The organism is Rhizobium terrae (assembly GCF_003425685.1).
In the GTDB taxonomy this organism is placed as follows: Bacteria; Pseudomonadota; Alphaproteobacteria; order Rhizobiales; family Rhizobiaceae; genus Neorhizobium; species Neorhizobium terrae.
Window position 1 is genome coordinate 195348 of sequence record NZ_QJKM01000002.1, and the last position, 25615, is coordinate 220962.

A 25615-nucleotide genomic window follows, 5' to 3' on the forward strand; every position below is an offset into this window, starting at 1 on the left:
CAGGCGGATCCGTTATTCTTCCGAACTGGGGAACGTTCGAGAAGCTCGTCCCTCCCTGAGGGTTATCAGTCGCCTAAGGCGCCACGAGGGCTGTATCACGGCCTCAGATTGCCAGATCGAAGACCATCAGGCCCGACAATCCGCCATCGGTGGAAGCGACGATACGCTCACCAACGGCCATATGCTCGGGATGGACGAGATAGGCATCACGCGCCTCGGGGCTTTCGAAGGTCACCACAAAACCATCGAGAAAGCCGCCGTTCAGCCCTTCCGGCGAGACGTTCGGACCGTATTTGACGTCGATGATGCCGGGCGTCACCTCCTTCAGGGCCGCGACGGCGTCATAAAGCGCCTGCTTGTCCGCCGGTTGAAGCGCCGCCTTAAAGCGCGCGAATACGCAATGCAGGATCATGAACCGGCCTCCCGTTGTGTTTTGCGGCAGAATAGAGGGAAAGGATTTCAGCGCAATAACGCTTAGGCGATTTCCAGCAGCAATGCCCGATGGTCCGACACTTCCGGCTCGGCAACGACATCGAACCTTGCAACCTTTACCTCGGGCGTCACCAGGAGATAGTCAGCATAACGTCCCTCCTTGGGATACCAGGAGGTGCGGGTATCGGTGAAGCCCCGCGTGGTGACGAGATCCGTGAGACCGAGCTCGCCGAGGACCGCGAAAGTCTCGCTGCCCGGCAGGAGGTTGAAGTCGCCGCAGACGACCAGAGGCTCGCCCTTGCGCCAAACCTTTTCGACAAGCGCCACGAGAGTGTGCACCTGCGCAAGCCTGGCCGGTGTATCGCCCTTGCCGGCGAGGTCGCGAAGGCCGTGCATCTGCACGATCGTCACCGCCGAGACGGTCTCGTGCCGGAAAACGCGGACACCATGGGCATTGCGGGGGCGCGGATGTTCACCGAAACCTACGACAGGAAAGTCCCCGTGGATGAAGCCTTGCGCCTGACCGATGACCGGCATGCCCTGGCGCACGAAGGTCGCGATCCCCCATTCGGACATCACTTCGCGGTCGCCGTCATAGAGCGGGCCACAGGCGGCGGGGGCGAAAAAGGCACTATGTCCGGGGAGGACCGATGCCACGTCATTAAGCAGGCTGGAGCGTTGCGGCAGCTCGAAGGCACCTTCCCGAAAGGTCAACCAGTCGCCGTCGTAACCCGCTACGTGGGTGACCTCCTGAAGGCACAACACATCCGGATCGGCCTGTCTCAGATAATCCATCAGCGGCGCATGGACGCGCCCGCCCCAGGCATTGAGGGAAATGAGGCGAAGAGACATCGTTCAGCGCTCCGCGGAAATCATGAGAATCATCGGCCGGTCCATTTCTTCGGCAAGGGCGGGGTTGGCGACGATCTGCGCCTGCGAAGGAGCCCATTCGACAAGCCGGCGCGTGGTAAAGCTGGCATCGGTCAGCGCGTTCAACGTGGTGGCGATGGTCCGGTGATACTTGAGGACCCCTTTCGCAAGCCAGTCGGTACTGCGTTTGCCTTCGACGGAATAATGGTCCACCGGCCAAAACCGTTGGCCGGTTTCGTCGGTCCGCCAGCCGGCGCGGAAGGAGGCCATGTAGATCGGATGTTCGATGGTGAAGACGAATTTGCCGCCCGGCACCAGCGCTGCGTGGACCTGCCTCAATAACCGGCCGAAATCTTCCAGGTAATGGAAGGCGAGCGAACTATAAGCGAGGTCGAAATCGGCTTTTGGCAATTCGACCTGTTCGAGATCGGCGATGCCATAGGTGATGACCGGGTGAGCGTTCTGCGCATTGGCGCGCGCGATCATGTTCTCCGAAAGATCGAGGCCAAGCACCGACGCCGCCCCCTCACCGGCGGCAAAGCGCGAAAACCAGCCGAAGCCGCAGCCGAGATCGACGATGCGAAGCCCCTTCAGATCGGGCAGCAGGGAGCGGATCTGCGGCCATTCGGCAGCCCCAGCCAAACCATGCAGAGAGCGGCCGAGCTGGCTGTAACCCTCGAAAAAGTCCGGCGTGTCGTAGATGTTCTGGGCCATCAAACCCTCTCGCCTGCCCGTTCGGCAGCCTATCTCTTCTTGAACGGCGCCATGCCCAGGCGTGCCAGTTCGTCGGCCCGCTCGTTTTCCGGATGCCCAGCATGGCCCTTGATCCAATGTAGCGTCACCTTGTGCCGGTTGCGGGCCTCCTCCAGCTGCTGCCAGAGTTCGGCATTCTTCACCGGCTTCTTGTCGGCGGTCTTCCAGCCGTTTTTCTTCCAGCCGAAGATCCACTTGGAGATGCCGTCCTTCACATAGGCGCTGTCGGTGTAAAGCTCGACCTCGCAGGGCGTCTTCAGCGCGTTGAGCGCCTGGATCGCCGCCATCAGTTCCATGCGATTGTTGGTCGTCTCGGCCTCGCCGCCGAACATTTCCTTCTCGGTCTCGCCATAACGCAGGATGGCACCCCAACCGCCAGGGCCCGGATTGCCGGAGCAGGCGCCGTCGGTAAAGATCTCGACCTGTTTCATGCCGCCAATCCATATTCCGCAGCCGAGGAAACCTGCCGGTGGAAACGCAACTTCCTCAGATATTCGAGCGGGTCCTTCTTCACCACCAGCGCGCCCGGCGGCGTCGTCAGCCAGTCATAGAGCCTTGTCAGGAAGAAGCGCAGCGCCGAGCCGCGCGACAGAACCGGCAGGGCGGCAATCTCGTCGTCCGAAAGCGGCCGAACGCTGCGATAACCTTCCAGCATCGCCATACCCTTGGTGAGGTTGTAGGCACCATCCTTCTCGAAGCACCAGGCATTCAGGCAGATCGACACGTCATAGGCGAGCAGGTCGTTGCAGGCGAAATAGAAATCGATCAGCCCCGAGAGCGCATCACCGAGGAAAAAGACATTGTCCTGGAAGAGATCCGCATGGATGACGCCGGCTGGCAGGTCCTTCGGCCAGTTGGTGCCCAGGAACTCCAGTTCCGAGGAAATCTCGTCCTGCAGCCCTTTTTCGACCTCGTCGGCGCGGTCGGCGGCTTTCGCCCAAAGGGTCTTCCAGCCCTCGAGCGACAGGGCGTTCGGGCGATTGAGCCCAAAACCTTCGCCGGCGAGGTGCATCCCGGCGAGCGCCCGGCCGACTTCGCGGCAATGTTTCGCTTCGGGCTTGCGTAGCCACATGCCTTCCAGAAAGGAGATCAACGCCGCCGGCCGGCCGGAAAGCTCGCCGAGCAGCTCGCCGTCGCGGCGCGGCAGAGGCAGCGGGCAGGACAGGCCTCGCGCCGAAAGATGCTGCATCAAACCGAGAAAGAACGGCAGGTCGGCCTTCTCGACGCGCTTTTCGTAAAGCGTCAGGATCAGCGGATCGCGCGTCGTATGCAGCAGGAAATTGGAGTTCTCGACGCCCTCGGCAATGCCTTTATAGGAGGTCAGCTCGCCGACATCGTATTCGGTCAGGAAACGTTTGAGGTCGTCTTCGGTGATATCGGTGTAAACGGCCAAGATGGTCTCACAGTCCGGAGGAAGGCAGAATCATCTGCCGGAAACTGTATTCCCCTTTGCCCCACCGGGCCGCGATCCCACAAGAGGGCAGATCACGGAAGGGCAACGTCTTGCGGCCTGGAGGGGTCGATATAGGCGGGAAACCGGAGCGTCTTGCTGGTCTCCCTTCCTGTTGGGAAGATGCCCGGCAAGTCAGAAGAAGGTGAGCGGTTCTGATCGGCTTCAGGTTGCGGCCGTCCGCCAAGATGCAGGGCGCCCGTCCCTCGGAAAGGTTCACTGGATCGTCCCGCCGGCTGCGCCGACCGGTCCTCGCCCATTGACCCATTCCATATCCTCTTGGGTCAGCGGCACACCGCGAAGCTCGCGGTTAACGAGGAAGTTTTCGGTTTCCTCCGCAGTGATGGCGAGTTCGATCCCCGCATCGAAGTGCTCCTTGAAGGCCGCGATGATCTCATCGACGATGACTTCCGGGGCGGAGGCACCGGCGGAAAGTCCGAGCGTACGGATTTCGCCGATCTCTTCCCAGTTCAGCTCCGAGGCGCGCTGCACCAGGAGCGAGCGCTTGGCGCCGGCCCTCAGCGCGACCTCCACCAGCCGCTTTGAATTCGACGAGTTCGGTGCGCCGACGACAATGAAGAGATCACAGCCGGGCGCCGCTTCCTTCACCGCTTCCTGGCGATTGGTGGTGGCGTAGCAGATGCTGTCGGCGGCAGGCGCGGAGAGGTTTGGAAAGCGCTCCTGCAGCTTGGCGATCACGCCGGCGGTGTCATCGACCGAAAGCGTGGTCTGGGTGACGTAGCCGAGATTGTCCGGGTCTTCCGGCATATAGGCTTCGGCATCGGCGATCGTGTCGATCAGCGAGACCGTTCCCAGCGGCAATTGGCCCATGGTGCCGATCACCTCCGGATGGCCGGCATGGCCGATGAGAATAACATGGCGGCCGAGCCGCTGATGGCGCATCGCTTGCTTGTGAACCTTGGAAACCAGCGGACATGTCGCATCGAGATAGAAGAGATTGCGGGCCTGAGCATCCTCCGGAACCGATTTCGGCACGCCATGGGCGGAAAACACGACGGGCTGCCGACGATGCTCGGCGGGAATCTCGTCGAGCTCCTCGACAAAGATCGCTCCTTTTGCCTCAAGCCCTTCGACCACATATCGGTTGTGGACGATCTCGTGGCGGACATAGACTGGAGCGCCATAGGATTTCAGCGCCAGAACGACGATCTGGATCGCCCGGTCGACGCCGGCACAAAAACCGCGCGGGCCGCAGAGACGAATGGTCAGCGGGCTTTTTTCAGAAAGGGATGATGCCATCAATCAGAACGCCAGCAATATCAGCACGAGAGCGAGAATGGCCGGGCCGCCCTGAATGAGCAGGATGCGCGGCTTGACCGACCACGCGCCATATATAGCGGCAATGATGACGCACACAAGGAAGAAGAGCTTCAGTTGGAAGGCAAAGACGGCATCCGGCTGGAGAAGCGACCAGAAAAGCCCGGCCGCAAGAAAGCCGTTATAGAGGCCCTGATTGGCGGCCAGAACCTTCGTCGTCTCCGCCTGTTCCGGCGACATGCGGAACACCCTGCGGCCCGTCGGCCCGGTCCACAGAAACATCTCCAGCACCAGGAAGCCGAGATGCAAGAGCGCCGTCAGTGCTACAAAGATCGTCGCCAGAATGGCCATTGTCCTACCCCGCTTGCTTGCCGGCGGCAAACATAGCCCGGCTCCGGTGCCCACGCCATGCCGATTACGCCCGGCGCCGACGAAACCACATGCCCGCCACTACCGCAATCAGGGCCGCGGCCAGTCCGTACCAGGTGATGGCATATTGCAGGTGGCTGTTCGGCAGGTCGAACTGGGTCACGCCGCCTTTCGGCCAGCCGCCGGGATTGACGACAGAGGCATCGACATCAACGAAAAAGGGCACGATTTTCGCGGCATCGAGACCGGTGGTCGAAGTCATGGCGGCCAAATCCTTCCAGTAGAAGATGTTCTTGGAAAGATCGTTCTCCGGCACCATGAATGACGGCTTTTCGGCAAGCCGCGCACGGGCATAACCGAACACCGTCTGCTCGCCTGTCACCTGGCCGGATTGTCGCTTAACCGCGTCCTTCATTTCGTAGGGCACGAAGCCGCGGTTGACGAACAGAATGCGGCCATCCGCCAGCGTCATCGGCGTATAGACGTAAAAGCCGGTCTGCCCCTGGAAGGTCGCGAAGAAATGCCGCTCCTTCGCGTGGTCGAAGGTGCCGGTGATCGACGCGCGCCGATACTCGATATCCCCGCCGGACTTCTCGATCGCCGCAATCTCGGAAAGCGCGACCGGTGCCGCGGCCCGGCGCTCAGCGATATCCGCCAGCAGGTCTTCTTTCCAGTGCAGCCGTTCCACCTGCCAGGTGCCGAGCGACATGAGAATAGCGAGTGCCAGGAGCACCAAGATAGCCGTCGCGACGGTTCTGGCGCGGCTGCGGGACTTTTCCGGTGAATTCTCTTGCGGCACGGCTTTGGTCGGCATGGGGATATCCAGTTCCTGAAATGCAGAAGGGCGGCTTTCGCCGCCCTCCCCTTGATCCGTATCGCCTGCTCAATGAGCGAGCGGCGCACCCCAACCGCCCCAGATATAGATGGCGAAGAAGAGGAAGAGCCAGACCACGTCGACGAAGTGCCAGTACCAGGCAGCGGCTTCGAAACCGAAATGTTGCTTCGGCGTAAAGCCGCCGGCCATCGCACGCAGCAGGCAGACAGCCAGGAAGATCGTGCCGATCAGCACGTGGAAGCCGTGGAAGCCGGTCGCCATGAAGAAGGTCGCACCGTAGATCGAGTTCGAGAAAGCGAACGGAGCGTGGATATACTCATAAGCCTGGACGGCGGAGAACAGGATGCCGAGCGCAACGGTAAGCGCCAGACCGCTCACCAGGCCCTTGCGGTCGTTGTGCAACAGGGCATGGTGAGCCCAGGTCACGCAGGTGCCGGAGAGCAGCAGGATGACGGTGTTGTAGAGCGGCAGGTGCCAGGGGTCGAGAACCTCGACACCCTTCGGCGGCCATTGGCCACCCATGAACTCCACGCGGGTCGCCTGGATCGCCTCGTTGGGATAAAGGCTCGCGTCGAAGAAGGCCCAGAACCAGGCGGCGAAGAACATCACTTCCGAAGCGATGAACATGATCATGCCGTAACGCAGGTGCAGCGAGACGACGCGCGTGTGGGCCCCCGAATTGCCTTCCTTGATCGTGTCCGACCACCAGCCGATCATCGTGTAGACCACGATGGCGAGGCCGATGAAGAACAGCCACGGGGTCGCAAGATCCAGACCGAAGATATGGAACTGGCCCCCATGCAGATAACGCATGTAGCCGACTCCGCCGAAGGTCAGCACGAAAGCCCCGAATGAGGCAAGAATCGGCCACGGGCTCGGATCGATGATGTGGTAGTCGTGATTTTTCTGATGCGCGTCGGCCATGTCAGAATCCCCGGATGAATGCCTGCTTCGCCGGAAAACCGGCGAACCCTCTTAAAGTTTGCCTGTGCCCGTCTTCGGGGCGCCTGCCTTCTGGCCTTCCGGCAGAGCGGCAACCGGTTTGCCCGGCTCGCTCGGATAGAAGGTGTAGGACAGGGTGATGGTCTTGATTTTCTTCGTCTCTTCGGCCCTGGCGATCTCCGGATCCACGAAGAACACCACTGGCATCTGAACCGACTGGCCGGGCTGAAGCGTCTGCTCGGTGAAGCAGAAGCACTCAACCTTGTTGAAATAGGCACCAGCCTCCATCGGCGTCACGTTGAAGACTGCGGTGCCCGTCGTCGGCTTCGACGAACGGTTGGTCGCCGTATATTCGATCTGCACGGTCTCGCCGATCTTCGGGTTGACGGCCTTGGCTGCCTTGAAATCCCAGTTGAGGCCGGGAGAGATATTGGCGTCGAAGGTCACCTGGATCGGCTTCTCCAGGATCTTGTCGGAATATTGCTCGACGCGCTGGATCGTGCCGTTATAGCCGGTCACCTGGCAAAACAGGCGATAGAGGGGCACGGAAGCATATGCCGCGCCGACCATGCCGGCGACGAAAACCACGCATCCGGCGAAGATCGCGCTGTTGCTGACCCGCTTTGCCTGACCGTTCTGAATTTGGCCGTTCTCAATCGTCTCCGTCACCGCTACCCCCTTAGTGCCCGAGACCGCCGATTTTCACCAGCGTCATGATGTAGAAGAGGACCACGAGCCCGGCCAGCACGAGGCCAAGCGCGATATTCCGGTTGCGGCGCGACTTCCTCTGCGCTTCGCTGAGCTTGACGGTCTCGATCACAGCGCACCTCCGAGAAGGTTCGGCAATCCCGCCAGCAGCCGGTCGGCCAGAAGCGCAGAAAAGATCGCGAAGAGATAGAAGATCGAATAGGCGAACATCTTCTTTGCCGGCACCATCTTCTCGTCGCCGTCCGGCATGCGCCAGACGGTGATGGAACAGATGACGAAGAGGATGCCAAGGACTGCCGCAAACATGCCGTAACCGATCCCCGAAAGACCGGTGAAAGTCGGGGCGACGGCGCTCAGCGCGGTCAGCACCGCATAAACGACGATCTGGTTCTTGGTGGAGGCTTCGCCCGCCACGTTCGGCATCATCGGCACGCCGACCGAACCATAATCGCGCATCTTGAAGAGGGCGAGCGCCCAAAAATGCGCCGGCGTCCACAGGAAGATGATCAGGAAGAGAAGAATGCTGTCGAGCGACACGCCACCCGTGACGCAGGCCCAGCCGATCATCGGCGGGAAGGCGCCGGAGGCACCGCCTATGACGATGTTCTGCGGCGTCGAGCGCTTCAGCCACATCGTGTAGACGACGGCGTAGAAGAAGATGGTGAAGGCGAGCAGGCCGGCAGCGAACCAGTTGACCGCGAGGCCGAGGATCACCACCGAGAAGACCGAAAGCGTCAGGCCGAAGGCAAGCGCCTCCTGCGGCAGAACACGACCAGCGGGGATCGGCCGCTTGGCGGTGCGGGTCATGACCGCGTCAATATCGGCGTCATACCACATGTTGAGCGCGCCGGAAGCACCGGCGCCGACCGCGATGCAGAGGATGGAGATCACGCCGAGCACCGGATTGATATGCCCGGGCGCGAGCATCAGGCCGGCAAACGCGGTGAAGACCACGAGGGACATCACCCGCGGCTTCAGGAGTTCGAAGAAATCGCGCGCATTCGCTTCCGAGAGGCGGACGCCTCCATCGGAGCCGAGAGCGTCGTGATTGTCGATAACCGTCATTGAACCGTCCTGCAGACAGCGCGGCGCGCCAAACCCGACACGCAAAGAACGCCGTAACTTCGAGTGCGCATCGTTCGTTCCAAATCGACTTCGGTGCCGGACGCTGCACTGTATTTCAGGGCACCGCGCTCATCGCGATGCCCTCATTTGAAATCCCGCCGCTCAGCGGATGCGCGGCAGCTGTTCCCACTGGTGGTACGGCGGCGGCGAGGAGATCTGCCATTCCAGCGTGGTCGCACCTTCGCCCCACGGATTGTCGCCGGCGACGCGCTTCTTAGCGAAGGCTTCCCAAACGCCGAAGAGGAAGATCAGAACGCCGACGAAGGAGATGTAGGAACCGACGGAGGAAACATAGTTCCAGCCGGCATAGGCATCCGGATAATCGATGTAGCGGCGCGGCATGCCGGCCAGGCCCAGGAAGTGCTGCGGGAAGAACACGAGGTTCACGCCGACGAACATAACCCAGAAATGCAGCTTGCCGATGGCTTCGGAGTACATGTAGCCGAACATCTTCGGGAACCAGTAATACCAGGCCGCGAAGATGGCGAAGACGGCGCCGAGCGACAGAACGTAGTGGAAGTGAGCCACGACGTAATAGGTGTCGTGCAGAGAGCGGTCGAGGCCGGCATTGGCAAGCTGGACACCCGTGACGCCGCCGACGGTGAACAGGAAGATGAAGCCGATCGCCCAGACCATCGGGGTCGTGAAGGTCAGCGAGCCGCCCCACATTGTCGCGATCCAGGAGAAGATCTTGATGCCGGTCGGAACCGCGATGACCATCGTCGCGAAGACGAAGTAACGCTGAGCATCGAGCGACAGGCCGACCGTATACATATGGTGGGCCCAGACGATGAAACCGACGGCGCCGATCGCGACCATGGCATAGGCCATGCCGAGGTAACCGAAGACCGGCTTCTTCGAGAAGGTCGAGACGATGTGGCTGACGATGCCGAAGCCGGGCAGGATGAGGATATAGACTTCCGGATGACCGAAGAACCAGAACAGGTGCTGATAGAGGATCGGATCGCCGCCGCCTTCCGGGGCAAAGAAGGTCGTGCCGAAGTTGCGGTCGGTGAGCAGCATGGTAATGCCGCCTGCCAGAACAGGCAGCGAGAGCAGCAGCAGGAAAGCGGTGATCAGAACGGCCCAGGCGAAGAGCGGCATCTTGTGCAGCGTCATGCCCGGAGCGCGCATGTTGAGGATCGTGGTGATGAAGTTGATCGCGCCAAGGATCGAGGACGCGCCGGCGACGTGCAGCGAGAAGATCGCGAGATCCACGGCCGGCCCCGGATGGCCCATCGTCGCAAGCGGCGGATACATGGTCCAGCCGCCACCCACGCCAAAGGCGCCTGCCGGACCTTCGACGAACATCGACAGGACGAGCAGCAGGAAAGCCGGGACGATCAGCCAAAACGAGATGTTGTTGAGGCGCGGGAAAGCCATGTCCGGCGCGCCGATCATGATCGGCACCATCCAGTTGGCGAACCCGCCGATCATCGCCGGCATGACCATGAAGAAGATCATGATCAGCGCGTGGCCGGTGGTGAAGACGTTGAACATATGTTTGCCGCCGTCGATCGCGGCATCACCTTCGAAACCGTAGACCATGGAAGCCAGACCGTGGAAGATCTGGATGCCCGGCTCCTGCAGCTCCATGCGCATGGCGACCGACATGAGGCCGCCGACGATGCCCGCCATGATCGCGAAGATCAGATAGAGCGTGCCGATGTCCTTGTGATTGGTCGAGAACAGCCAACGCTGAGCGAAGGTCGGCGTGTGATGGTGATCGTCGTGAGCATGCGCATCGTCATGAGAGGTGCGGGCATGAGCGTGATCGTCGTGAGCGGAATGTTGGTCTGTCGAGTGTCCGGCCATTGTCCTCACTCCTCTTGATTACTTGGATACGTTTGCGGCAACGGCGACGCCGTCGACCGGCTTGTCGGCCTGGGCGACCAAGGCCTTATAAGCGCCCGGAAGATCGGTCGCGGCCTGCGCCAGCCATGACTTGTATTTGTCTTCGGTGACGACGCGAATGGCGATCGGCATAAAGGCATGGTCCTTGCCGCAGAGTTCGGAACACTGGCCGTAATAGAGACCTTCCCTCTCGGCCTTGAACCAGGTCTCGTTCAGACGACCCGGCACGGCGTCGATCTTCAGGCCGAAGGCGGGCATCGCGAAAGCGTGGATGACGTCGGAGGGCGCGGCGGTGACGAGAACGCGGACCGTCTTGTTGACCGGAACGATCATTTCGTTGTCGACGGCAAGAAGGCGCGGATAGACGGCGGTATCCGTCTTGCCGGCGGCAGCACGGTCGGCCTCCTTCAGCATGAAGGAGTCGAAGGCGACCGGAGCCGGCGTCCCCTCATACTCGTAGTTCCACTGCCATTGGGTGGCGGTGGCCTTCACCGTCATGTCGGCCTCGGGAAGTTCGAGCTGGGCATTCAGAAGATTGAAGGAGGGAATGGCGAGGAAAAAGAGAACCAAAACCGGGCCGAGCGTCCAGATGATCTCGATCGCCGTATTATGGCTGGTGCGCGATGGCACCGGGTTGGCGCTGGCGCGGAACTTCACCACCACGACGACGAGCAAAACGAGAACCAGAAGCGTGACCGGCACGATGAACCAGAGCGTATAGTGCTCGAACCAGCGAATCTGGTGCATGATCGGCGTGGCGGGCGCCTGAAGGTCAAGCTGCCATGGATGCGGCTGGTCCGCATAACCGGCGGAAGCAAAGAGCAGACAGATGAGCGCCGTCATCACTGCATAAGCTCTGTTCATCACTAATTCTCCCCATGCGTTTGATCTGGAACAAACCGAACGCAGAATCCAAGCTATATATGGTCTGCTTCAATCACAGTTTGCCTGCCGCCGCAATATCTGGCGGGAAAAGCCCATGCGGCATTTTTGCGCCTCGCGGCGAGCCCCGAATTCGTGGCAGAATGTTCAATTGCGCTCGTGCGGTTTTTTCGGCGTTTCGACGCATTTCCGGCCTTCCCGACGCATGCACCGCCGCGACTATAGACCGTTCCGGCCCTGAAATCCGGCAATTTCTTCATTATAGCGATGTCGGCACGGCCTGCCGGAGTGGGGTCCCATTTTCGCCGTACTCGGCTGGAAAGAGGGCGGGGCTTTTCATTTCGTCTGGCGGACGACAAGAATAGCCGCATTGATTCGTCTTCCAGAGGTTTTTATGGGCCGTCCCTCTCCGATCCGCGCTCAATTGGTCCACGCCAGTCTGGCCGTCATGCTTACGGCAGCCGCGTCGTTTCCGGCCGCCGCGCAGCAATCCGGCCCGAGACCGGCGCCTCAACCGGGGGCAGGAACAACACAGAGGCCGGTTCCCCAGCCGCCCCGGCCCACCACGCCGGGCGTCCAGGCCCAGCAGCCTGCCTCCCAGCCGCCGGGCAATGTCCGCGAGAATCACGGCGCCTGGTCGATCATCTGCGATCGGCCCGCTGGTGCGACGGCCGAGCAATGCGCGCTGATGCAGAACGTCATTGCCGAAGACCGGCCGGAAGTCGGGCTGTCGGTCGTCATCCTGAAGACCGCCGACCGCAAGGCGAGGATCCTGCGCATCCTCGCACCGCTCGGCGTGCTCCTGAAGGACGGCATGGAACTCTATGTCGACAACAACAATATCGGCCGCGCCTATTTTACACGCTGCTTCTCGGAAGGCTGCTATGTGGAAGTGGAGATCGACGACGAGCTGATGCGGATCCTGCGCGCCGGCAAGAACGCCGTCTTCGCGCTGCGCGAATCCGCCGACCAAGACCGGGTCGGCATTCCGATCGAACTTACGGGCTTCGGCCCGGGCTACGACGCCCTCCCCTGACTGCCATCTTATAAAGAGGGAGGCGGCGTCATGCAGGGCAGCCATCAGTTCACCGCGCGCTTCGACGACGACGTGCTGCGCGAAGCGGTCCTTACCTTCGTCGTGCAGCGCACCATCGTGGAACAGAAGATGATTTGGGCTGCCGGCGGGCTGATGCTGGTCGCCTGTCTGGCCCTGCTCATCCAGGGCAATTTCACCATGGCCGGCCTGGCGCTGATCATCGCCTGCTTCCCCGCGCTTTACAGTCTGATCGTCTGGCGCGCCCATTCCGCCGGCACATTCGGTCGTTACAAGCGCATGGCCGACCGGAGCGCCCTGATCACCGTCGATCCGGAAGGCTTCGGTATCGATTCCAGCCTCGGCCAGGGCCGGCTCAACTGGAACAACGTGACGGATATCTGGGAACGGCCGAAATCCTTCATGCTGTTCAGCGGCGCGAACGCCTTCAACGTCCTGCCGCGCAAAAACATGCCGCGAGACGCCGAGGCCTTTCTCAGTGCACGCGCCTCCGCGCGATAGGCTTGCTTCGGCACCTCCCTGGACCTACATCGGTTGGATAAGCCGGTGCGCCGCCGACTGCGCGGCCGCACGACAAGGAGCCTCTCATGAATAGCGATCTTCTTTCCCTTTTCGACAGCGACGAGACGAAGCTGCGCTCGATGCTGGCGCAAGCCCTTTCCGGAGCAGATGACGGCGAGCTGTTCGTGGAGCACGCCCAAGCGGAATCGCTGACATTCGACAACGGCCGGCTGAAGGGCGGCTCCTTCAACACCGACCAGGGTTTTGGCCTGCGTGCCGTTGCCGGCGAAGCGGTGGGTTATGCACATGCGGGCGAACTTTCCGCAGCCGCCCTTTCCCGCGCCTCGGATGCGGTGCGCGCCGTCACCGCCGGTCATTCCGGCTCGTATGCGGCCGCCCCTCAGCGCACCAACAAGAAATATTACGGCGACGAGAACCCGATCGGCAGCCCGAGCTTCGAGGAGAAGGTCAAGCTGCTCACCGATATCGACGCCTATCTGCGCAACAAGGACGAGCATGTGCGGCAGGTGACCGCCACTGTTTCCGCAAGCTGGCAGGTGGTCGACATCCTGCGCGCCGACGGCCACCGGGTGCAGGACGTCCGCCCGATGACGCGCATCAATATTTCCGTCGTCGTCGGCGAAGGCGACCGCCAGGAGAGCGGGTCCTTCGGCACCGGCGGCCGCATCGGCTTCGGCGATTTCGTGACGGAAGGCAACTGGCAGACCGGTGCAGACGAGGCATTGCGCCAGGCGCTCGTCAATCTTTCCGCGATCGACGCGCCGGCCGGCACGATGGATGTCGTGCTCGGCTCCGGCTGGCCGGGCGTGATGCTGCACGAGGCCGTCGGCCACGGTCTGGAAGGCGATTTCAACCGGAAGAAGACTTCGGCCTTTGCCGGCCTGATGGGCGAGATGGTCGCGGCTCCCGGCGTCACTGTGGTCGACGACGGCACGATCGACAACCGTCGTGGGTCGATCACCATCGACGACGAGGGTACGCCCTCGGCCTATAACGTGTTGATCGAGAATGGCAAACTGGTCGGCTACATGCAGGACCGGCAGAACGCCCGGCTGATGGGTGTGGCGCCGACCGGCAACGGCCGTCGCCAGGGCTATGCCTATACGCCGATGCCGCGCATGACCAATACCTACATGCTCGGCGGGGACAAGACGCCGGAAGAGATCATCGCTTCGGTGAAGAAGGGCATCTATGCCGTTTCCTTCGGCGGCGGCCAGGTGGACATCACCTCCGGCAAGTTCGTGTTCGGCTGCACCGAGGCTTATATGATCGAGAACGGCAGGATCGGCCCTGCGATCAAGGGCGCCATGCTGATCGGCAACGGCCCGGAAGCGATGAAGCGCGTCTCCATGGTCGGCAACGACATGAAGCTCGACACCGGCATCGGCAATTGCGGCAAGGGCGGCCAGTGGGTCCCGGTCGGCGTCGGTCAGCCGCATCTCCGAATGGACCAGGTGACGGTGGGCGGGACGAAGGCTTGATGTCCGCCTCTATCCGCCTCCTGTCGCGATGGAAAAACTCGGCGGGCGAGCGGGTGCGCATCGCCCTCAATCTCAAGGACATTCCTTACACCTACGTGCCTGTCGGCTCACTGCCGCCGGGCACGTACCGGCGCCTCAATCCGCAAGGGCTGCTGCCAGCGCTCGATATCGGTGGACGCATCATTCCGCAGTCCTCGGCAATCCTCGCTTATCTGGAGGAGACCTATCCCTTTCCCTCGCTTCTGCCGGCAGATCCGGTGCTTCGGGCGCAGGCGCGCGGCTTTGCCGGTCTGATCGCCTCTGAAATGCACTCCATTACCGTCCAGCGCGTGCGACGCTTCCTGCAATCCGATTTCGATCTCGATGACACGCAGGTGCAGCACTGGGTTGTGCACTGGTTGAAGCTCGGCCTCGACGGGCTCGAAGAAACATTGCAGGCCAGAAACGAGCGTTTCACCTTCTGTTTTGGAGAAGAACCGGGATGGGCGGATCTGCATCTCATCCCGCAGCTCGCCAATGCGCGCAGGCTCGGCTGCGATCTTTCCGCCTATCCGCAACTGCTCGCGGTCGAGGAGAAATGCGTCGGGCTCGAAGCGTTTCGCCGGGCCAGGCCCGAAGCCCAGCCGGATTTTCCAGGCTCCGACGCAGGCTGAAATCAATCGACCGCCGGCCTGAACATCCATTTCCGCTCGACCGCCACCGCGAGGTCGAGATGGTTCTGGTAAGCGAAAAGCAGGATGTGGCCGAGGAGATCAGCGGTTTCGTCGGCAAGATCGCGCTCGACATCTTCGTCGGTCCGGCCCTTCCTGCGGCCGCGTCCGGTCTTGCGGTTCCAGGCCTGAGTCAGTTCTCCCATTTCCTCCTGCAGTTTCAGGAGAAACCAGTCTGGATCGCGGACCATTCCATGGTTTTCGGCATAGGCGCGTGACGCGGCCTCGAACTGTTCGGCAAGTTTCTTCAGCATCTTCGTTCTCCTTTTGTATCCATAGAAGAACGACGATTCCCATGCCGATGTCCAGTGTGATCGGCTTGACACTCCCTCTCGAATTCCGGCAGGTGCGGGCGTCGCTCAATTCCGCATCACGGCCGTGTCATGACCTCCCCCGATCCGATTTCCGCCTTCCTCGAAGCATGGCTTCCGGGGCATTCGCCGGCCGAGCTTACCTTCGTCTTCTTCGCGGCCCTCATTGCGGGGCTGGCGCGCGGATTTTCCGGCTTCGGCGGAGCGCTGATCTTCGTGCCGCTGGCCGGTGCTTCAGTGGGGCCAAAGATCGCTCCGGCCCTGCTGCTCGTCATCGATGGCCTGATGACGCTCGGGATGCTGCCGGACGGCTGGCGGCGGGCGAACCGGCGCGAGGTGGGCACGATGCTGATCGGCACACTGGTCGGCGTGCCGACCGGAACCGCGTTGCTCGCGGTCCTTCCCCCGGTGACGCTGCGCTGGCTGGTCTCGGGCGTGGTGCTCTGCCTGCTCGTCTTCCTGATTTCCGGCTGGCGGTACCACGGCAGGCCGAAGGCGCCGCTGACGATCGGCGTCGGGGCGCTGGCCGGGCTTTTCGGCGGCGCGGCCCAGCTTTCCGGCCCGCCGGTGGTCGCCTACTGGCTGGGCGGCGCCATTCCGCCGCTGACGGTGCGCGCCAATCTCATTCTCTACTTCGCCCTATCCACCGTGATCTCGGCGGTTTCCTATCTGATCAGCGGCATCCTGACCGCCGAAGTGCTGCTGATCGCGCTTGTCGCCGGCCCGGGCTACGGCATCGGTCTGTTCTTCGGTTCCCGGCTGTTCGGCGTCGCCAGCGAAGTCACCTTCCGCCGCATCTGTTTTACCCTGATCGCCATGGCGGCGCTGTTCGGATTGCCTCTTTTCGATACGCTACGGCCCTGATCCGGATTCCTGCCGGTTTTCTTCAGCAAGGTTTAAGAGACTTGGGAGTAGGGTCGCGCCACTCGGGAAGTAACGCAGGCGTGATCGTTGTGGGGAACGCGAAGGGTAGATTGCAGGCGCTCTGGCGCCGCGATGTCAAGCGCCGGCTGGTGGCCGGTGGGCTCGACATGGCTGCAGCACTCGCCCGGGCCGGAATGATGCCGAATGCGCGCGGCCGCGGCGCGATCTTCACGCTTCATCACGTCCGGCCGAAAAAGATCCGCGCGCTGCAGACCAGCGCCCATCTCGAAATCACGCCGGATTTCCTGAACGACGCGATCGAACGTCTTTATGCGGAAGGATACGAATTCATTCCGCTCGCCGAGATCCCGTCGCGGCTCGCCAATCCGACGCGGCAGCCTTTCGCGGCTTTCACGCTCGACGACGGCTACCGTAACAATGCGGACCATGCCCTGCCCGTCTTCGCGCGCCATGGCGTGCCGTTCACCATCTTCGTGACGCGGGGATTTGCCGAACGCACCCATTCACTATGGTGGGAAACACTCGGCGAACTGCTCGGCCGGGAACGGGAGATCAGCTTCGATTTCGGCGACGGGCCGGAAATCCTGGACCTGACCTCCGAGGCGCGCAGGTTCGACGCCTTCGACCGCTTTTCCACCTATGTCGGCGAGATCGACGAAGCGGTCGCCGTTTCGCGCATCGATGCCCTTTCGCGGAAATACGGCGTCGATCCGCTGCAGATTACCGCCGATCTCACCATGACGGCCGAGGAGCTGAGAGCGGTTGCGGCCCATCCGCTCGCCTCGCTCGGCGCGCATACGACCAGCCACCGGGCCGTCGCCCGGCTTCCGGCGCAGGAGGCGCGCGCCGAAATGCGGGAATCGGCCGACTGGGTCGAGGCGCTGATCGGCCAGCGTCCGAAGACGATCGCCTTCCCCTACGGCACCCGCCATGCGGTTTCCGAACGGGATTATGCGATCGCCCGCGAACTCGGCTTTTCCGTCGCGGTCACCACCCAGCCCGGCACGCTTTGCGAAAAATCGGCGAACCGGCTGACCGGCTTGCCGCGGATTTCACTCAACGGCTACTACCAGCAGCCGCGGTATGTTTCGGCGCTGGCTTCGGGCATTCCGTTCACGCTGGCGCGATGACTATTTAATCTCCGCCTGCCCCACCCTCTCCCCGCCCGCGGGGAAAGGGTTAGGGTGAAAAGCAAGCTTCGGCATCTCACATCAAGGATACATCCGCACCTTTTCCCACGGACCGTCCGGCACCGCGCGACGGAATTCGACACGATCATGCAGGCGGAACTGGCGGTCGTGCCAGAACTCGATCGAGACCGGCCTGATGCGGAAGCCGGACCAATAGGGCGGGCGGGGAATGTCGCCGATCGCGTAGCGGGCAGTATATTCGGCCACCGATTTTTCCAGCGCGAAACGGCCTTCGAGCGGCCGGGACTGCTTCGATGCCCAGGCGCCGATGCGGCTGCCGCGGGCGCGGGACGCGTAATAGGCATCGGCTTCCGCGTCGCTCACCACCTCCACCTCGCCGCGCAGACGTACCTGGCGGCGCAGCGATTTCCAATGGAAACACATGGCGGCCTTTTTTTGGCCGAGGATTTCGCGGCCCTTCTGGCTTTCGAAATTCGTGTAGAAAACAAAGCCGTTTTCGTCATAGCCCTTCAACAGAACCATGCGCACATTGGGCATGCCGTGTTCGTCGACGGTCGCCACGGCTACAGCATTCGGATCGTTCGGTTCTGTGCCCTCGGCTTCCTTCAGCCAGGCTCCGAAGAGCGCAAATGGCTCGTTCTCCTGCGTAAAGTCACCGGTTGTTAACCCGCTTTCAGACATATTGACTAAAATACTCCCTAAGAGTGCCCGAAATTTCTCTCGAACAGGACGCCTGGTGGAAGTGATAGCAAAGTCGAAGAGCCGCACAAAGAGGTCGTTCGTCCTCGGTCGCCGCACGGCGGCCGTCTGCCTTGCCGCTTTTTCGCTTGGCGGCTGCACCAGCAGCATGGATCTCTTCGGCAGTTCGGAGAAAATCGATCGAACGATTGCCACGGGCACCGTGCCCAGCGCAACACGTCACACGGGCGCGACGCTCTCGGACGAAGCGACGGTGCGCAATGCAGTGACCTCGGTCGATCTTGCCAAGGTCGGTGCCGCGTCCGTTCCCTGGGCAAATGCCGCGACCGGCAGCGCCGGGGTCGTCTCACAGATCCGCGAAGCCCGCAATGCGGGGCAGATTTGCCGCGACTTCACGACGACGCGGCATTCCTATGAAGGCATCGCGATGTTTTCCGGCAAGGCCTGCCTGACCGGCAGCGGCGACTGGCTGCTGACCGCCTTCGACCGCCAATAAAACGATTTGTTTACCTTAACCAATGCGATTGTTCCGCCTGTAACTTCTGATTCAGAAGTCCTGACCTAGGCTCGCTCAAAACAGGCAATCCGCGGGCCGGAGCATGAGGAGCCGGTGGCCGATTGTCGAAATTGTGACGCGTATCGGAGGGCTCGATGACCATGCAGAGACCCGCCGCTTCAGGTAACCGGTGGTCCGACAATGCGTGATCCCTATTCCGTTCTCGGCGTCAAAAGCAACGCCGATGCCGACGAAATCAAGGCGGCCTGGCGCTCCAAGGCGAAGACAGTCCATCCTGACCACAATCGGGACGACCCATCCGCGACAAGCCGTTTTGCCGAGATCGGCCAGGCCTACGAGGTCCTGAAGGACCCCGAGCGCCGCAAGCGCTACGACCGCGCCGCGGAGATGCACAAGACGATCATGGAGCAACGCCACGCGGCTCGCGAGGCGGCGGAACGCGCCAAGGCCGCCAAGGCCAATGCCGAGAAGGTCATGGAAGAACTTGCACGCGCCAATGCGCAGCGCGCCCAGTCGCAGGGAGGTCAGGCTCAGGGCCAGGCGACCAACCAGTCGGGCCAGGCCGGGGAAACCCCGGAAGACATGATTGAACGTATCTTCGGCGCTGCCGCCGGCGATCACGCGAAAGCCCAGACCCAGGCCCAGGCGAAAGCCTCGGCGCAGGCGGCGAGCGGTTCGGCCGAGACGGGCAAGAACGACACCGCATCCGAAAAACCGCCCCTGCCCGCCATGGCCGTCGACCTGATCGCCTCGCTGGTGCGCCGTTTTCGCGGCACGGCACCCACTCCGGAAAAGGCGCCGGATGTCTCCATGGACGCCACCGTCACGGTCGAGGACCTGCTGAAACAGAACTGGATCACGGTGAAGCTCGCCGATGAGCGCGAGGTTCGTTTCGCGCTCGAAAAGGGGATGACCGAGGGCCAGGTGGTGCGGCTCAAGGGCCAGGGCATCAAGGTGACCGGCATGAAGCCCGGCGACCTGCTTGTCACGCTGAAGATGGCGCGCGGAGCGCAGTTCCGGATCGACGGCTTCAACTTGCGTACGAGCCTGCCGATCTCGCTCGAAGACGCAGTCCTCGGCACCGACGCGACCGTCGAGACGCCGGAGGGCAACCGCACGGTTACCGTTCCGGCCTGGTCCGGCTCGGATCAGACGGTCACGCTCGGCGGTCTCGGCCTCTACGACGACGCCGGCGGCCGCGGAGACCTGATCATCGAACTGCGTGTAGTTCTGTGGGAAAAACCGAACGAGAAGGTCACCGACCTGATGCGGCACATGCGCCACGGGCTCTATGTCTGAGAAAAACCTTCGAATATGACAGTTTTGCGTCGGTTTTCACCGTTACGCACCCTTTGTTACGTCCACTAACACGAGATGATCCAAGTCTGCTTGAACCCTTGGGCTGCCTATGTCATAGGCAGCATTCGTCTAGAATTTCAGGGGACTATGTATGGTTCAGGCTTCCGGCCTCATGGCAGGCAAACGCGGTCTCATCATGGGTGTTGCCAACAACCGTTCCATCGCATGGGGCATTGCCAAGGCCATTCACCAGCATGGCGGCGAAGTAGCATTCACCTATCAGGGCGATGCGCTGAAGAAGCGTGTCGAACCGCTCGCAGCAGAACTCGGCGCCTTCATGGCGGGCCATTGCGACGTCGGTGACGAGGCCACGATCGATGCGGTCTTCGAAAACCTCGAAAAGCACTGGGGCAAGATCGACTTTCTCGTGCATGCGATCGGCTTTTCCGACAAGGACGAATTGACCGGCCGCTATGTCGACACCTCGGCCGAAAATTTCGCCAAGACGATGCAGATCTCGGTCTATTCCTTCACCTCGGTCGCAAGACGGGCGGAAAAGCTGATGACCGATGGCGGCTCGATGCTGACGCTGACCTATTACGGCGCGGAAAAGGTCATGCCGAACTACAACGTCATGGGCGTCGCCAAGGCCGCGCTCGAGGCGAGCGTGAAATACCTGGCCGTCGATCTCGGCCCGAAGAACATTCGCGTCAACGCGATTTCCGCCGGCCCGATCAAGACGCTCGCGGCCTCCGGCATCGGCGACTTCCGTTATATCCTCAAGTGGAACGAATACAATGCGCCGCTGCGTCGCACCGTGACGATCGAGGAAGTGGGCGATGTCGGCCTTTACATGCTGTCGGATCTGTCGCGCTCGGTCACCGGCGAAACCCATCACGCCGACAGCGGCTATCATGTCGTCGGCATGAAGGCCGTGGACGCGCCGGACATTTCGGTCATCAAGGACTGATCGATTTTTCAGGAACGTCGCCGTGCTCATCTACATGATCCGCCACGGACAGACGGACTGGAATGCCGAGGGCCGGTTGCAGGGCCAGAAGGACATCCCGCTCAATGCGCTCGGCCGCTCCCAGGCCACCAGAAACGGCGAGCGCCTGCGCGACATGATCGGCACATCTGAGGATTTCACCTTCATCGCCAGTCCGCTCTCGCGGACCCGCGAAACCATGGAACGGCTGCGCAGCGCGATGGGCCTCGATCCCCTTGCCTATCGCACCGACGAACGGCTGGTGGAACTCTCTTTCGGCGATTGGGAAGGTCATACGCTGGAAGAGATCAGCCGCCTCTCGCCTGACCGGCTGGCAGCCCGGGCACTCGAAAAATGGAGTTTCATTCCGCCCGGAGAAGCCGCCGAGAGTTACGAGATCCTCTGCTGGCGGATCGGCGCATGGCTGCAATCCCTCCAGGGCCCGACGGTCTGCATCAGCCACGGCGGGGTGATCCGGTCGCTATTCCGGCTGATCGGGAACATCGAGGAAGAGGAAGCGGCTGCCGCCCCCACACCCCAGGATCGTATCCTCAAGATCGATACGGATCGAAGCTACATGGAATGGCTGTAGGCGGCATCTTCCGCCGGCATCCGTCTCATCGGATGTTCTTAAATTATACTATTCGAATTCCCGAAGACTACTGCACAATTTCGAGGTCGTCCACCAGACGGCTGCCGTCGACGACCGTGTAGAAGACCAGCACCTTAACGCCACTCTTCAGCCCTTCGAAATTGAACTCCTCGGGCACCTTGTAGGTCTTCCCGTCGTCCAGCGTCAGGCTCAGCGCCCTGACGTCCACGGACTTGATGGTGGCCTCCACATCGGCACTCTGCGCCCAGCTGTTGAGCGGGGAGAACACGCTGGCCGTGGCGAGCAGGGCGGCAATCAGAATACGCATTTCGAGGCCTTTGATGAGATCGATATTGTCTCGTTCCGGCGCAAGGATAGCCTTCCGATTGTGGCGAAAATCGCCCGTGAGAATGACATTTTCGGTACAAGTAGTGACTTGATCATTAACGATTTTCAGAAAAGTAAACAAACCCTGTGGTTGTGTTTCGCGTTTCCTCATAAACCTCCCCAAGTATTTCCGCACAACAAGTGGTCAATGAGTTTGTTGATTGCTGTGCAATCGTAAATTAACCGCCATCACCTAAGCTTTTTCTCACGCCATACGTATTAATGAAAAGGCCTGCGCGATTGAAAATCCGGCTGCCGTCCGTTTCCAGGTCTTTGCGCCTTTTCCGCCGGGGGGGCATCCCCAGCGCGATCGCGTCCGTGATTGCACTGCTGGTGATTTGCATCGGCGTGTTCCTCGATCTGAACCACACGGAAAACCACCGCCGCGAATTGCGGGCCACGACCGAACGGGTCGCAGGACTGCTCAACCGGCGCATCGCGACGCGCGTCAACGTGGATATTCGCGCGGCAGAACATCTCCTTCACGCATTTCAGGAAGACTCCGCCGGTTCGACGGAGATGTTCAAGCGTTTCGTCGACAAGGAGTTCAATGACAATCCCCATTTCCATGCCGTGGCGATTGCGCCGGACTTTCAGCTCGACAGCGTGATCACCCGCGATGGCATACGACATGGCACCGCCGGCGCCATCGGGGAGATCAATCTCGGCCGGCTCGCCAACGATCTTATCTCCATCCGCAACGGGAACAGGCCGTCGATCCTGACCGGCACCCAGGAGGAGCATCTGACGCTGGTCATGCCAATTCTCAACGAGGAGGCCGTAGAGAAACCCTGGGGCGCGATGGCCGTCCTGATCGACGAAAAAGGACTGATGGAAGCCTCCGGCGTCACGTTCTCCCTGCAACAGGCCGAAAACCAGAACTTCATCAACCTGAATTGGCTCAACGTCGCATTGCGTGATGTGAACAGACCTGAATTCTTTGCCTTTTATGGCGACGACAAGATCGAGAGACAGTCCCCCATGCAATCGTCAGTCACGCCTCGCGGCGCGAACTGGACGCTGCTTGCGGCTCCGCAATCGGGGTGGGACGTGACCCCACCCGATCAATGGCGTTTTCGGTTCGGCATCGCGCTTGGTGCTCTGGCGGTCCTCATCCCGATCTTCATGGCGACGTCGCTGATTTCCGAGCGCAATCACAATATCGCCGTGTTGAAGCTTCGCGAACTCAACCTCGTCGAGCTCTCCCAGCGCTTCAATCTTGCCATGGAGGCCTCCAACATGGGCATCTGGGAGGTGACCGGCGACAACCATCTCTACTGGGACAAACGCGCCGCCGGGCTGCATGGCAAACCGCCAGCCGGTAAAGGCAATCGTCTCGACGACTGGCTGAAATCGATCTATCCGGAAGACCGCGCTGCAGCGGAGAAGCATTTCTTTAACTGTACCTGCAGCAATGCGCCGTGCAGCGAGATCTATCGCGTGCAACTGCCCAACGGCGCCCTCAGATATCTGCGGTCGGCCGGTGCCAATTACCGCAATGCCGATGGCACCCACCGCACGACCGGCATCGTCTGGGACGTGACGGGCGACATGGCGATGGCGCAGACGCTCAGAAACGCCAAGGAACACACCGACATCAAGAATGCCGAGCTGGAACTTGCGCTCGACGAATTGTCGAACCGCGAGCAGGATCTCGAAGAATTGTCAACCAAGCTCGACCTTGCGCTGGACTCCTACAATTGCGGCATCTGGGAATCCAACCCGCAAACGCATGTCGAGACCTGGGATCCGCGCATGTGCCAGCTGCACGGGATCGCCTATACCGACGGCAGGATCACCGCGGATGAGTGGATCGAGCTCATCCATCCCGAAGACCGCGCGCTCGCCAAGCTCAGCTCCTACCACTTCACCGAGAACTTCCTGCCAGGTCCGCTCGTCGTCCGCGTCCCGCAGCCTGACGGTTCCATCCGCTATATTCGCTCCATCGGCAAGGTTCACACGATACGCGACGGGTCGAAAAAGGTCGTCGGCATCGCCTTCGACGTAACCCAGGATGCGATCCTCACCCAGGAACTGAAGGCCGCCAAGGACGAAGCGGACGCCAAGAACGCCGAGCTGGAGCTTGCCAAGAGCCGCATCGAGCACAATTCGCTGCACGATCCGCTGACGCTGCTCGCCAACCGCCGCAAGCTCGACATCGAGCTCGATCGCCTGTCCCGCTCAAGTCAGTACGAACGGCAGAAATTCTCGATCCTGCACCTCGATCTCGACCGCTTCAAGCAGATCAATGACACGCTCGGCCATGCGGCCGGGGATGCGATGCTCGTGCATGCCTCAAGGATCCTGTCCCGCAACGTCCGCAACTCCGATATCGTCGCCCGCATCGGCGGCGACGAATTCGTGATCCTCGCCACCGGCAATTCCAGTGCCGAGCAGATGGCCCAACTCGCTCAGCGGATCATCGCGGAATTCCATCAGCCGATCGATTTCGAAGGCTTTTCCTGTCGTTGCGGGGTGTCGATCGGCATCGCCCAGGGAAGCGGCCTGAATGTCGACGCTCGCCGCACCCTGGTCAACGCGGATATCGCCCTTTATCGGGCGAAGGGACTTGGCCGCAACCGCTACGAGTTCTTCACGCAGAACCTGCAGGCCGAGATCGTCAGCCAGAAGCGCACCGCCGACGAGGTGCTGACGGGCATCGACAATCATGAATTCGTCACCTTCTATCAGCCGCAATTCGATGCCCGGACGAATGTCCTGACCGGTGTCGAGGCGCTGATCCGCTGGAAACATCCCCATCACGGCATTCTCGCACCCGATCGGTTCCTGAAGATCGCCGAGGACTTGAACGTCTCGGCCCTGCTCGACCAGATCGTGCTCGAGACCGTGATGAAGGACAAACTGCGCTGGACGGCGAAGGGGATCCGGGTGCCGAAGGTTTCCGTCAACGTCTCCTCCAAGCGGCTGCACGACGAGACGCTGATCGATACGCTGAAGGCGCTGCAGATCACGCCCGGAGAAATCTCCTTCGAGCTGGTGGAATCGATCTTCTTGGATGAGAGCGAGGACTCGGCCGCCAGCAATCTCGAACGCATCAAGGAACTGGGCATCGATATCGAGATCGATGATTTCGGCACAGGCCATACGTCGATCGTCAGCCTTTTGAAGCTGAAGCCGAAGCGGCTCAAGATCGACCGTCAGCTCGTGATGCCTATTCTGACCTCGCCGCAGGAGCGGGCACTGGTGCGCTCGATCATCGACATCGCCCGTTCGCTCGGCGTCGAGACGGTGGCGGAAGGCGTCGAGACGATGCAGCATGCGGCGCTGCTGCGCGAACTCGGCTGCGACCTCCTGCAGGGCTACGCCTTCTCACGGCCGCTGTCCTTCGACGATTTCAGCGAGGCTGCCGTCACCGGATGGCGGAAGGCTGTTGCCGCCTGAGAACGCATTGTTCATAGGCGCGCCGTACCCGTTCACACAAGAAAGGCTTGTCGCCCGGCGGCCTTTTCCATATGACAACCGCGACAGGAGCCGGCCGGTAGCCGGTTCCGCCACAGCCG

Annotated in this window: 28 protein-coding genes; 11 read left to right on the plus strand and 17 right to left on the minus strand. The window is 61.5% G+C overall.

Annotated elements, in window-relative coordinates; translation table 11 throughout:
• Positions 1 to 103: 103 nt before the first annotated feature.
• From DMO26_RS03910 to coxB, 14 genes are all read right to left on the minus strand, one after another.
• Positions 104 to 412, minus strand: coding sequence for a Dabb family protein (locus DMO26_RS03910; RefSeq protein WP_117190720.1), 309 nt, complete (start codon positions 410 to 412; stop codon positions 104 to 106).
• A 62-nt stretch (positions 413 to 474) separates the two neighbouring features.
• A complete protein-coding gene (locus DMO26_RS03915) occupies positions 475 to 1284 on the minus strand; it encodes an endonuclease/exonuclease/phosphatase family protein (protein WP_117190721.1) in 810 nt (269 codons plus the stop codon).
• A 3-nt stretch (positions 1285 to 1287) separates the two neighbouring features.
• Positions 1288 to 2016: a class I SAM-dependent methyltransferase gene (locus tag DMO26_RS03920; RefSeq protein ID WP_117190722.1), complete on the minus strand. Its 729-nt coding sequence runs from the start codon at positions 2014 to 2016 to the stop codon at positions 1288 to 1290.
• A gap of 29 nt (positions 2017 to 2045) precedes the next feature.
• Entirely contained in the window at positions 2046 to 2486 is a 441-nt protein-coding gene (gene rnhA / locus DMO26_RS03925; protein WP_117190723.1) for a ribonuclease HI, read from the minus strand.
• Positions 2483 to 3448 (minus strand): homoserine kinase, encoded by a 966-nt coding sequence (locus DMO26_RS03930; protein WP_117190724.1) that lies wholly within the window; start codon positions 3446 to 3448, stop codon positions 2483 to 2485. The genes rnhA and DMO26_RS03930 overlap by 4 nt, the downstream gene beginning before the upstream one ends.
• A 273-nt stretch (positions 3449 to 3721) precedes the next feature.
• The gene (gene ispH, locus DMO26_RS03935; protein ID WP_117190725.1) at positions 3722 to 4765 is read right to left on the minus strand and encodes a 4-hydroxy-3-methylbut-2-enyl diphosphate reductase; all 1044 of its coding nucleotides are present in this window, start codon (positions 4763 to 4765) and stop codon (positions 3722 to 3724) included.
• A gap of 3 nt (positions 4766 to 4768) precedes the next feature.
• A complete protein-coding gene (locus tag DMO26_RS03940) occupies positions 4769 to 5134 on the minus strand; it encodes a DUF1304 domain-containing protein (RefSeq protein ID WP_117190726.1) in 366 nt (121 codons plus the stop codon).
• A 64-nt stretch (positions 5135 to 5198) separates the two neighbouring features.
• Positions 5199 to 5966 (minus strand): SURF1 family protein, encoded by a 768-nt coding sequence (locus DMO26_RS03945; protein WP_117190727.1) that lies wholly within the window; start codon positions 5964 to 5966, stop codon positions 5199 to 5201.
• 69 nt (positions 5967 to 6035) lie between these two features.
• The gene (locus DMO26_RS03950; RefSeq protein WP_117190728.1) at positions 6036 to 6911 is read right to left on the minus strand and encodes a cytochrome c oxidase subunit 3; all 876 of its coding nucleotides are present in this window, start codon (positions 6909 to 6911) and stop codon (positions 6036 to 6038) included.
• 51 nt (positions 6912 to 6962) lie between these two features.
• The gene (locus DMO26_RS03955) at positions 6963 to 7571 is read right to left on the minus strand and encodes a cytochrome c oxidase assembly protein (RefSeq protein ID WP_117191022.1); all 609 of its coding nucleotides are present in this window, start codon (positions 7569 to 7571) and stop codon (positions 6963 to 6965) included.
• 37 nt (positions 7572 to 7608) lie between these two features.
• The gene (locus DMO26_RS03960; RefSeq protein ID WP_162894685.1) at positions 7609 to 7749 is read right to left on the minus strand and encodes a hypothetical protein; all 141 of its coding nucleotides are present in this window, start codon (positions 7747 to 7749) and stop codon (positions 7609 to 7611) included.
• Positions 7746 to 8702: a heme o synthase gene (locus tag DMO26_RS03965; protein WP_117190729.1), complete on the minus strand. Its 957-nt coding sequence runs from the start codon at positions 8700 to 8702 to the stop codon at positions 7746 to 7748. Before DMO26_RS03965 ends, DMO26_RS03960 begins: the two co-directional genes overlap by 4 nt.
• 162 nt (positions 8703 to 8864) lie before the next feature.
• The gene (gene ctaD, locus DMO26_RS03970; protein WP_117190730.1) at positions 8865 to 10577 is read right to left on the minus strand and encodes a cytochrome c oxidase subunit I; all 1713 of its coding nucleotides are present in this window, start codon (positions 10575 to 10577) and stop codon (positions 8865 to 8867) included.
• An 18-nt stretch (positions 10578 to 10595) separates the two neighbouring features.
• Positions 10596 to 11480, minus strand: coding sequence for a cytochrome c oxidase subunit II (gene coxB / locus DMO26_RS03975; protein WP_117190731.1), 885 nt, complete (start codon positions 11478 to 11480; stop codon positions 10596 to 10598).
• A 412-nt stretch (positions 11481 to 11892) separates the two neighbouring features.
• Here coxB and DMO26_RS03980 point away from each other — a divergent pair, with 412 nt between their 5' ends.
• The 4 genes from DMO26_RS03980 to maiA all read left to right on the plus strand — a co-directional run bounded on the left by DMO26_RS03980 (position 11893) and on the right by maiA (position 15208).
• Positions 11893 to 12534, plus strand: a complete 642-nt coding sequence (locus DMO26_RS03980; RefSeq protein ID WP_226951185.1) for an invasion associated locus B family protein — start codon at positions 11893 to 11895, stop codon at positions 12532 to 12534.
• Between the two features lie 30 nt (positions 12535 to 12564).
• Entirely contained in the window at positions 12565 to 13053 is a 489-nt protein-coding gene (locus DMO26_RS03985) for a YcxB family protein (RefSeq protein WP_117190732.1), read from the plus strand.
• An 86-nt stretch (positions 13054 to 13139) separates the two neighbouring features.
• Positions 13140 to 14555 carry a metalloprotease TldD gene (gene tldD / locus DMO26_RS03990; protein ID WP_117190733.1) on the plus strand — a complete coding sequence of 472 codons (1416 nt, stop codon included), beginning with the start codon at positions 13140 to 13142 and terminating at the stop codon, positions 14553 to 14555.
• Entirely contained in the window at positions 14555 to 15208 is a 654-nt protein-coding gene (gene maiA, locus DMO26_RS03995) for a maleylacetoacetate isomerase (protein ID WP_162894704.1), read from the plus strand. Before tldD ends, maiA begins: the two co-directional genes overlap by 1 nt.
• A gap of 2 nt (positions 15209 to 15210) precedes the next feature.
• On the opposite strand, the gene DMO26_RS04000 is transcribed toward maiA, so the two are convergent.
• Entirely contained in the window at positions 15211 to 15519 is a 309-nt protein-coding gene (locus DMO26_RS04000; RefSeq protein ID WP_117190734.1) for a nucleoside triphosphate pyrophosphohydrolase family protein, read from the minus strand.
• Positions 15520 to 15648: 129 nt separating this feature from the next.
• Here DMO26_RS04000 and DMO26_RS04005 point away from each other — a divergent pair, with 129 nt between their 5' ends.
• Together DMO26_RS04005 and DMO26_RS04010 are read left to right on the plus strand one after the other, a co-directional pair.
• The gene (locus DMO26_RS04005) at positions 15649 to 16440 is read left to right on the plus strand and encodes a sulfite exporter TauE/SafE family protein (protein ID WP_117190735.1); all 792 of its coding nucleotides are present in this window, start codon (positions 15649 to 15651) and stop codon (positions 16438 to 16440) included.
• A 110-nt stretch (positions 16441 to 16550) separates the two neighbouring features.
• Positions 16551 to 17591 (plus strand): polysaccharide deacetylase family protein, encoded by a 1041-nt coding sequence (locus tag DMO26_RS04010; protein ID WP_117190736.1) that lies wholly within the window; start codon positions 16551 to 16553, stop codon positions 17589 to 17591.
• A gap of 81 nt (positions 17592 to 17672) precedes the next feature.
• Here DMO26_RS04010 and pdxH read toward each other — a convergent pair whose 3' ends face one another.
• Positions 17673 to 18293 carry a pyridoxamine 5'-phosphate oxidase gene (pdxH, locus tag DMO26_RS04015; RefSeq protein WP_117190737.1) on the minus strand — a complete coding sequence of 207 codons (621 nt, stop codon included), beginning with the start codon at positions 18291 to 18293 and terminating at the stop codon, positions 17673 to 17675.
• A 55-nt stretch (positions 18294 to 18348) separates the two neighbouring features.
• Between pdxH and DMO26_RS04020 the strand changes: the two genes are divergently transcribed.
• From DMO26_RS04020 to DMO26_RS04035, 4 genes are all read left to right on the plus strand, one after another.
• Positions 18349 to 18807 carry an RT0821/Lpp0805 family surface protein gene (locus tag DMO26_RS04020; protein ID WP_117190738.1) on the plus strand — a complete coding sequence of 153 codons (459 nt, stop codon included), beginning with the start codon at positions 18349 to 18351 and terminating at the stop codon, positions 18805 to 18807.
• Positions 18808 to 19008: 201 nt separating this feature from the next.
• On the plus strand, positions 19009 to 20127 hold the full coding sequence (locus DMO26_RS04025) for a DnaJ C-terminal domain-containing protein (RefSeq protein WP_117190739.1): 1119 nt from the start codon (positions 19009 to 19011) through the stop codon (positions 20125 to 20127).
• 151 nt (positions 20128 to 20278) lie between these two features.
• Entirely contained in the window at positions 20279 to 21097 is an 819-nt protein-coding gene (gene fabI / locus DMO26_RS04030) for an enoyl-ACP reductase FabI (protein WP_117190740.1), read from the plus strand.
• A gap of 22 nt (positions 21098 to 21119) precedes the next feature.
• Entirely contained in the window at positions 21120 to 21707 is a 588-nt protein-coding gene (locus DMO26_RS04035; protein WP_117190741.1) for a histidine phosphatase family protein, read from the plus strand.
• Between the two features lie 67 nt (positions 21708 to 21774).
• Here DMO26_RS04035 and DMO26_RS04040 read toward each other — a convergent pair whose 3' ends face one another.
• Entirely contained in the window at positions 21775 to 22035 is a 261-nt protein-coding gene (locus DMO26_RS04040) for a DUF1344 domain-containing protein (protein WP_117191026.1), read from the minus strand.
• Between the two features lie 281 nt (positions 22036 to 22316).
• Here DMO26_RS04040 and DMO26_RS04045 point away from each other — a divergent pair, with 281 nt between their 5' ends.
• The gene (locus tag DMO26_RS04045) at positions 22317 to 25496 is read left to right on the plus strand and encodes a bifunctional diguanylate cyclase/phosphodiesterase (RefSeq protein WP_117190742.1); all 3180 of its coding nucleotides are present in this window, start codon (positions 22317 to 22319) and stop codon (positions 25494 to 25496) included.
• Positions 25497 to 25615 lie beyond the last annotated feature (119 nt).

Bases quoted from the DNA above. Each gene is read 5' to 3' on its own strand.
- DMO26_RS03980 (WP_226951185.1), top strand. From the start codon at position 11,893: ATGGGCCGTCCCTCTCCGATCCGCGCTCAATTGGTCCACGCCAGTCTG.
- coxB (WP_117190731.1), bottom strand. From the start codon at position 11,480: ATGAACAGAGCTTATGCAGTGATGACGGCGCTCATCTGTCTGCTCTTT.
- fabI (WP_117190740.1), top strand. From the start codon at position 20,279: ATGGTTCAGGCTTCCGGCCTCATGGCAGGCAAACGCGGTCTCATCATG.
- DMO26_RS04025 (WP_117190739.1), top strand. From the start codon at position 19,009: ATGCGTGATCCCTATTCCGTTCTCGGCGTCAAAAGCAACGCCGATGCC.
- rnhA (WP_117190723.1), bottom strand. From the start codon at position 2,486: ATGAAACAGGTCGAGATCTTTACCGACGGCGCCTGCTCCGGCAATCCG.
- DMO26_RS03965 (WP_117190729.1), bottom strand. From the start codon at position 8,702: ATGACGGTTATCGACAATCACGACGCTCTCGGCTCCGATGGAGGCGTC.
- DMO26_RS03915 (WP_117190721.1), bottom strand. From the start codon at position 1,284: ATGTCTCTTCGCCTCATTTCCCTCAATGCCTGGGGCGGGCGCGTCCAT.
- DMO26_RS03940 (WP_117190726.1), bottom strand. From the start codon at position 5,134: ATGGCCATTCTGGCGACGATCTTTGTAGCACTGACGGCGCTCTTGCAT.
- ispH (WP_117190725.1), bottom strand. From the start codon at position 4,765: ATGGCATCATCCCTTTCTGAAAAAAGCCCGCTGACCATTCGTCTCTGC.
- ctaD (WP_117190730.1), bottom strand. From the start codon at position 10,577: ATGGCCGGACACTCGACAGACCAACATTCCGCTCACGACGATCACGCT.
- DMO26_RS03920 (WP_117190722.1), bottom strand. From the start codon at position 2,016: ATGGCCCAGAACATCTACGACACGCCGGACTTTTTCGAGGGTTACAGC.
- pdxH (WP_117190737.1), bottom strand. From the start codon at position 18,293: ATGTCTGAAAGCGGGTTAACAACCGGTGACTTTACGCAGGAGAACGAG.
- DMO26_RS04045 (WP_117190742.1), top strand. From the start codon at position 22,317: ATGAAAAGGCCTGCGCGATTGAAAATCCGGCTGCCGTCCGTTTCCAGG.
- maiA (WP_162894704.1), top strand. From the start codon at position 14,555: ATGTCCGCCTCTATCCGCCTCCTGTCGCGATGGAAAAACTCGGCGGGC.
- DMO26_RS04005 (WP_117190735.1), top strand. From the start codon at position 15,649: ATGACCTCCCCCGATCCGATTTCCGCCTTCCTCGAAGCATGGCTTCCG.
- DMO26_RS03945 (WP_117190727.1), bottom strand. From the start codon at position 5,966: ATGCCGACCAAAGCCGTGCCGCAAGAGAATTCACCGGAAAAGTCCCGC.
- tldD (WP_117190733.1), top strand. From the start codon at position 13,140: ATGAATAGCGATCTTCTTTCCCTTTTCGACAGCGACGAGACGAAGCTG.
- DMO26_RS04000 (WP_117190734.1), bottom strand. From the start codon at position 15,519: ATGCTGAAGAAACTTGCCGAACAGTTCGAGGCCGCGTCACGCGCCTAT.
- DMO26_RS03950 (WP_117190728.1), bottom strand. From the start codon at position 6,911: ATGGCCGACGCGCATCAGAAAAATCACGACTACCACATCATCGATCCG.
- DMO26_RS03985 (WP_117190732.1), top strand. From the start codon at position 12,565: ATGCAGGGCAGCCATCAGTTCACCGCGCGCTTCGACGACGACGTGCTG.
- DMO26_RS03910 (WP_117190720.1), bottom strand. From the start codon at position 412: ATGATCCTGCATTGCGTATTCGCGCGCTTTAAGGCGGCGCTTCAACCG.
- DMO26_RS04040 (WP_117191026.1), bottom strand. From the start codon at position 22,035: ATGCGTATTCTGATTGCCGCCCTGCTCGCCACGGCCAGCGTGTTCTCC.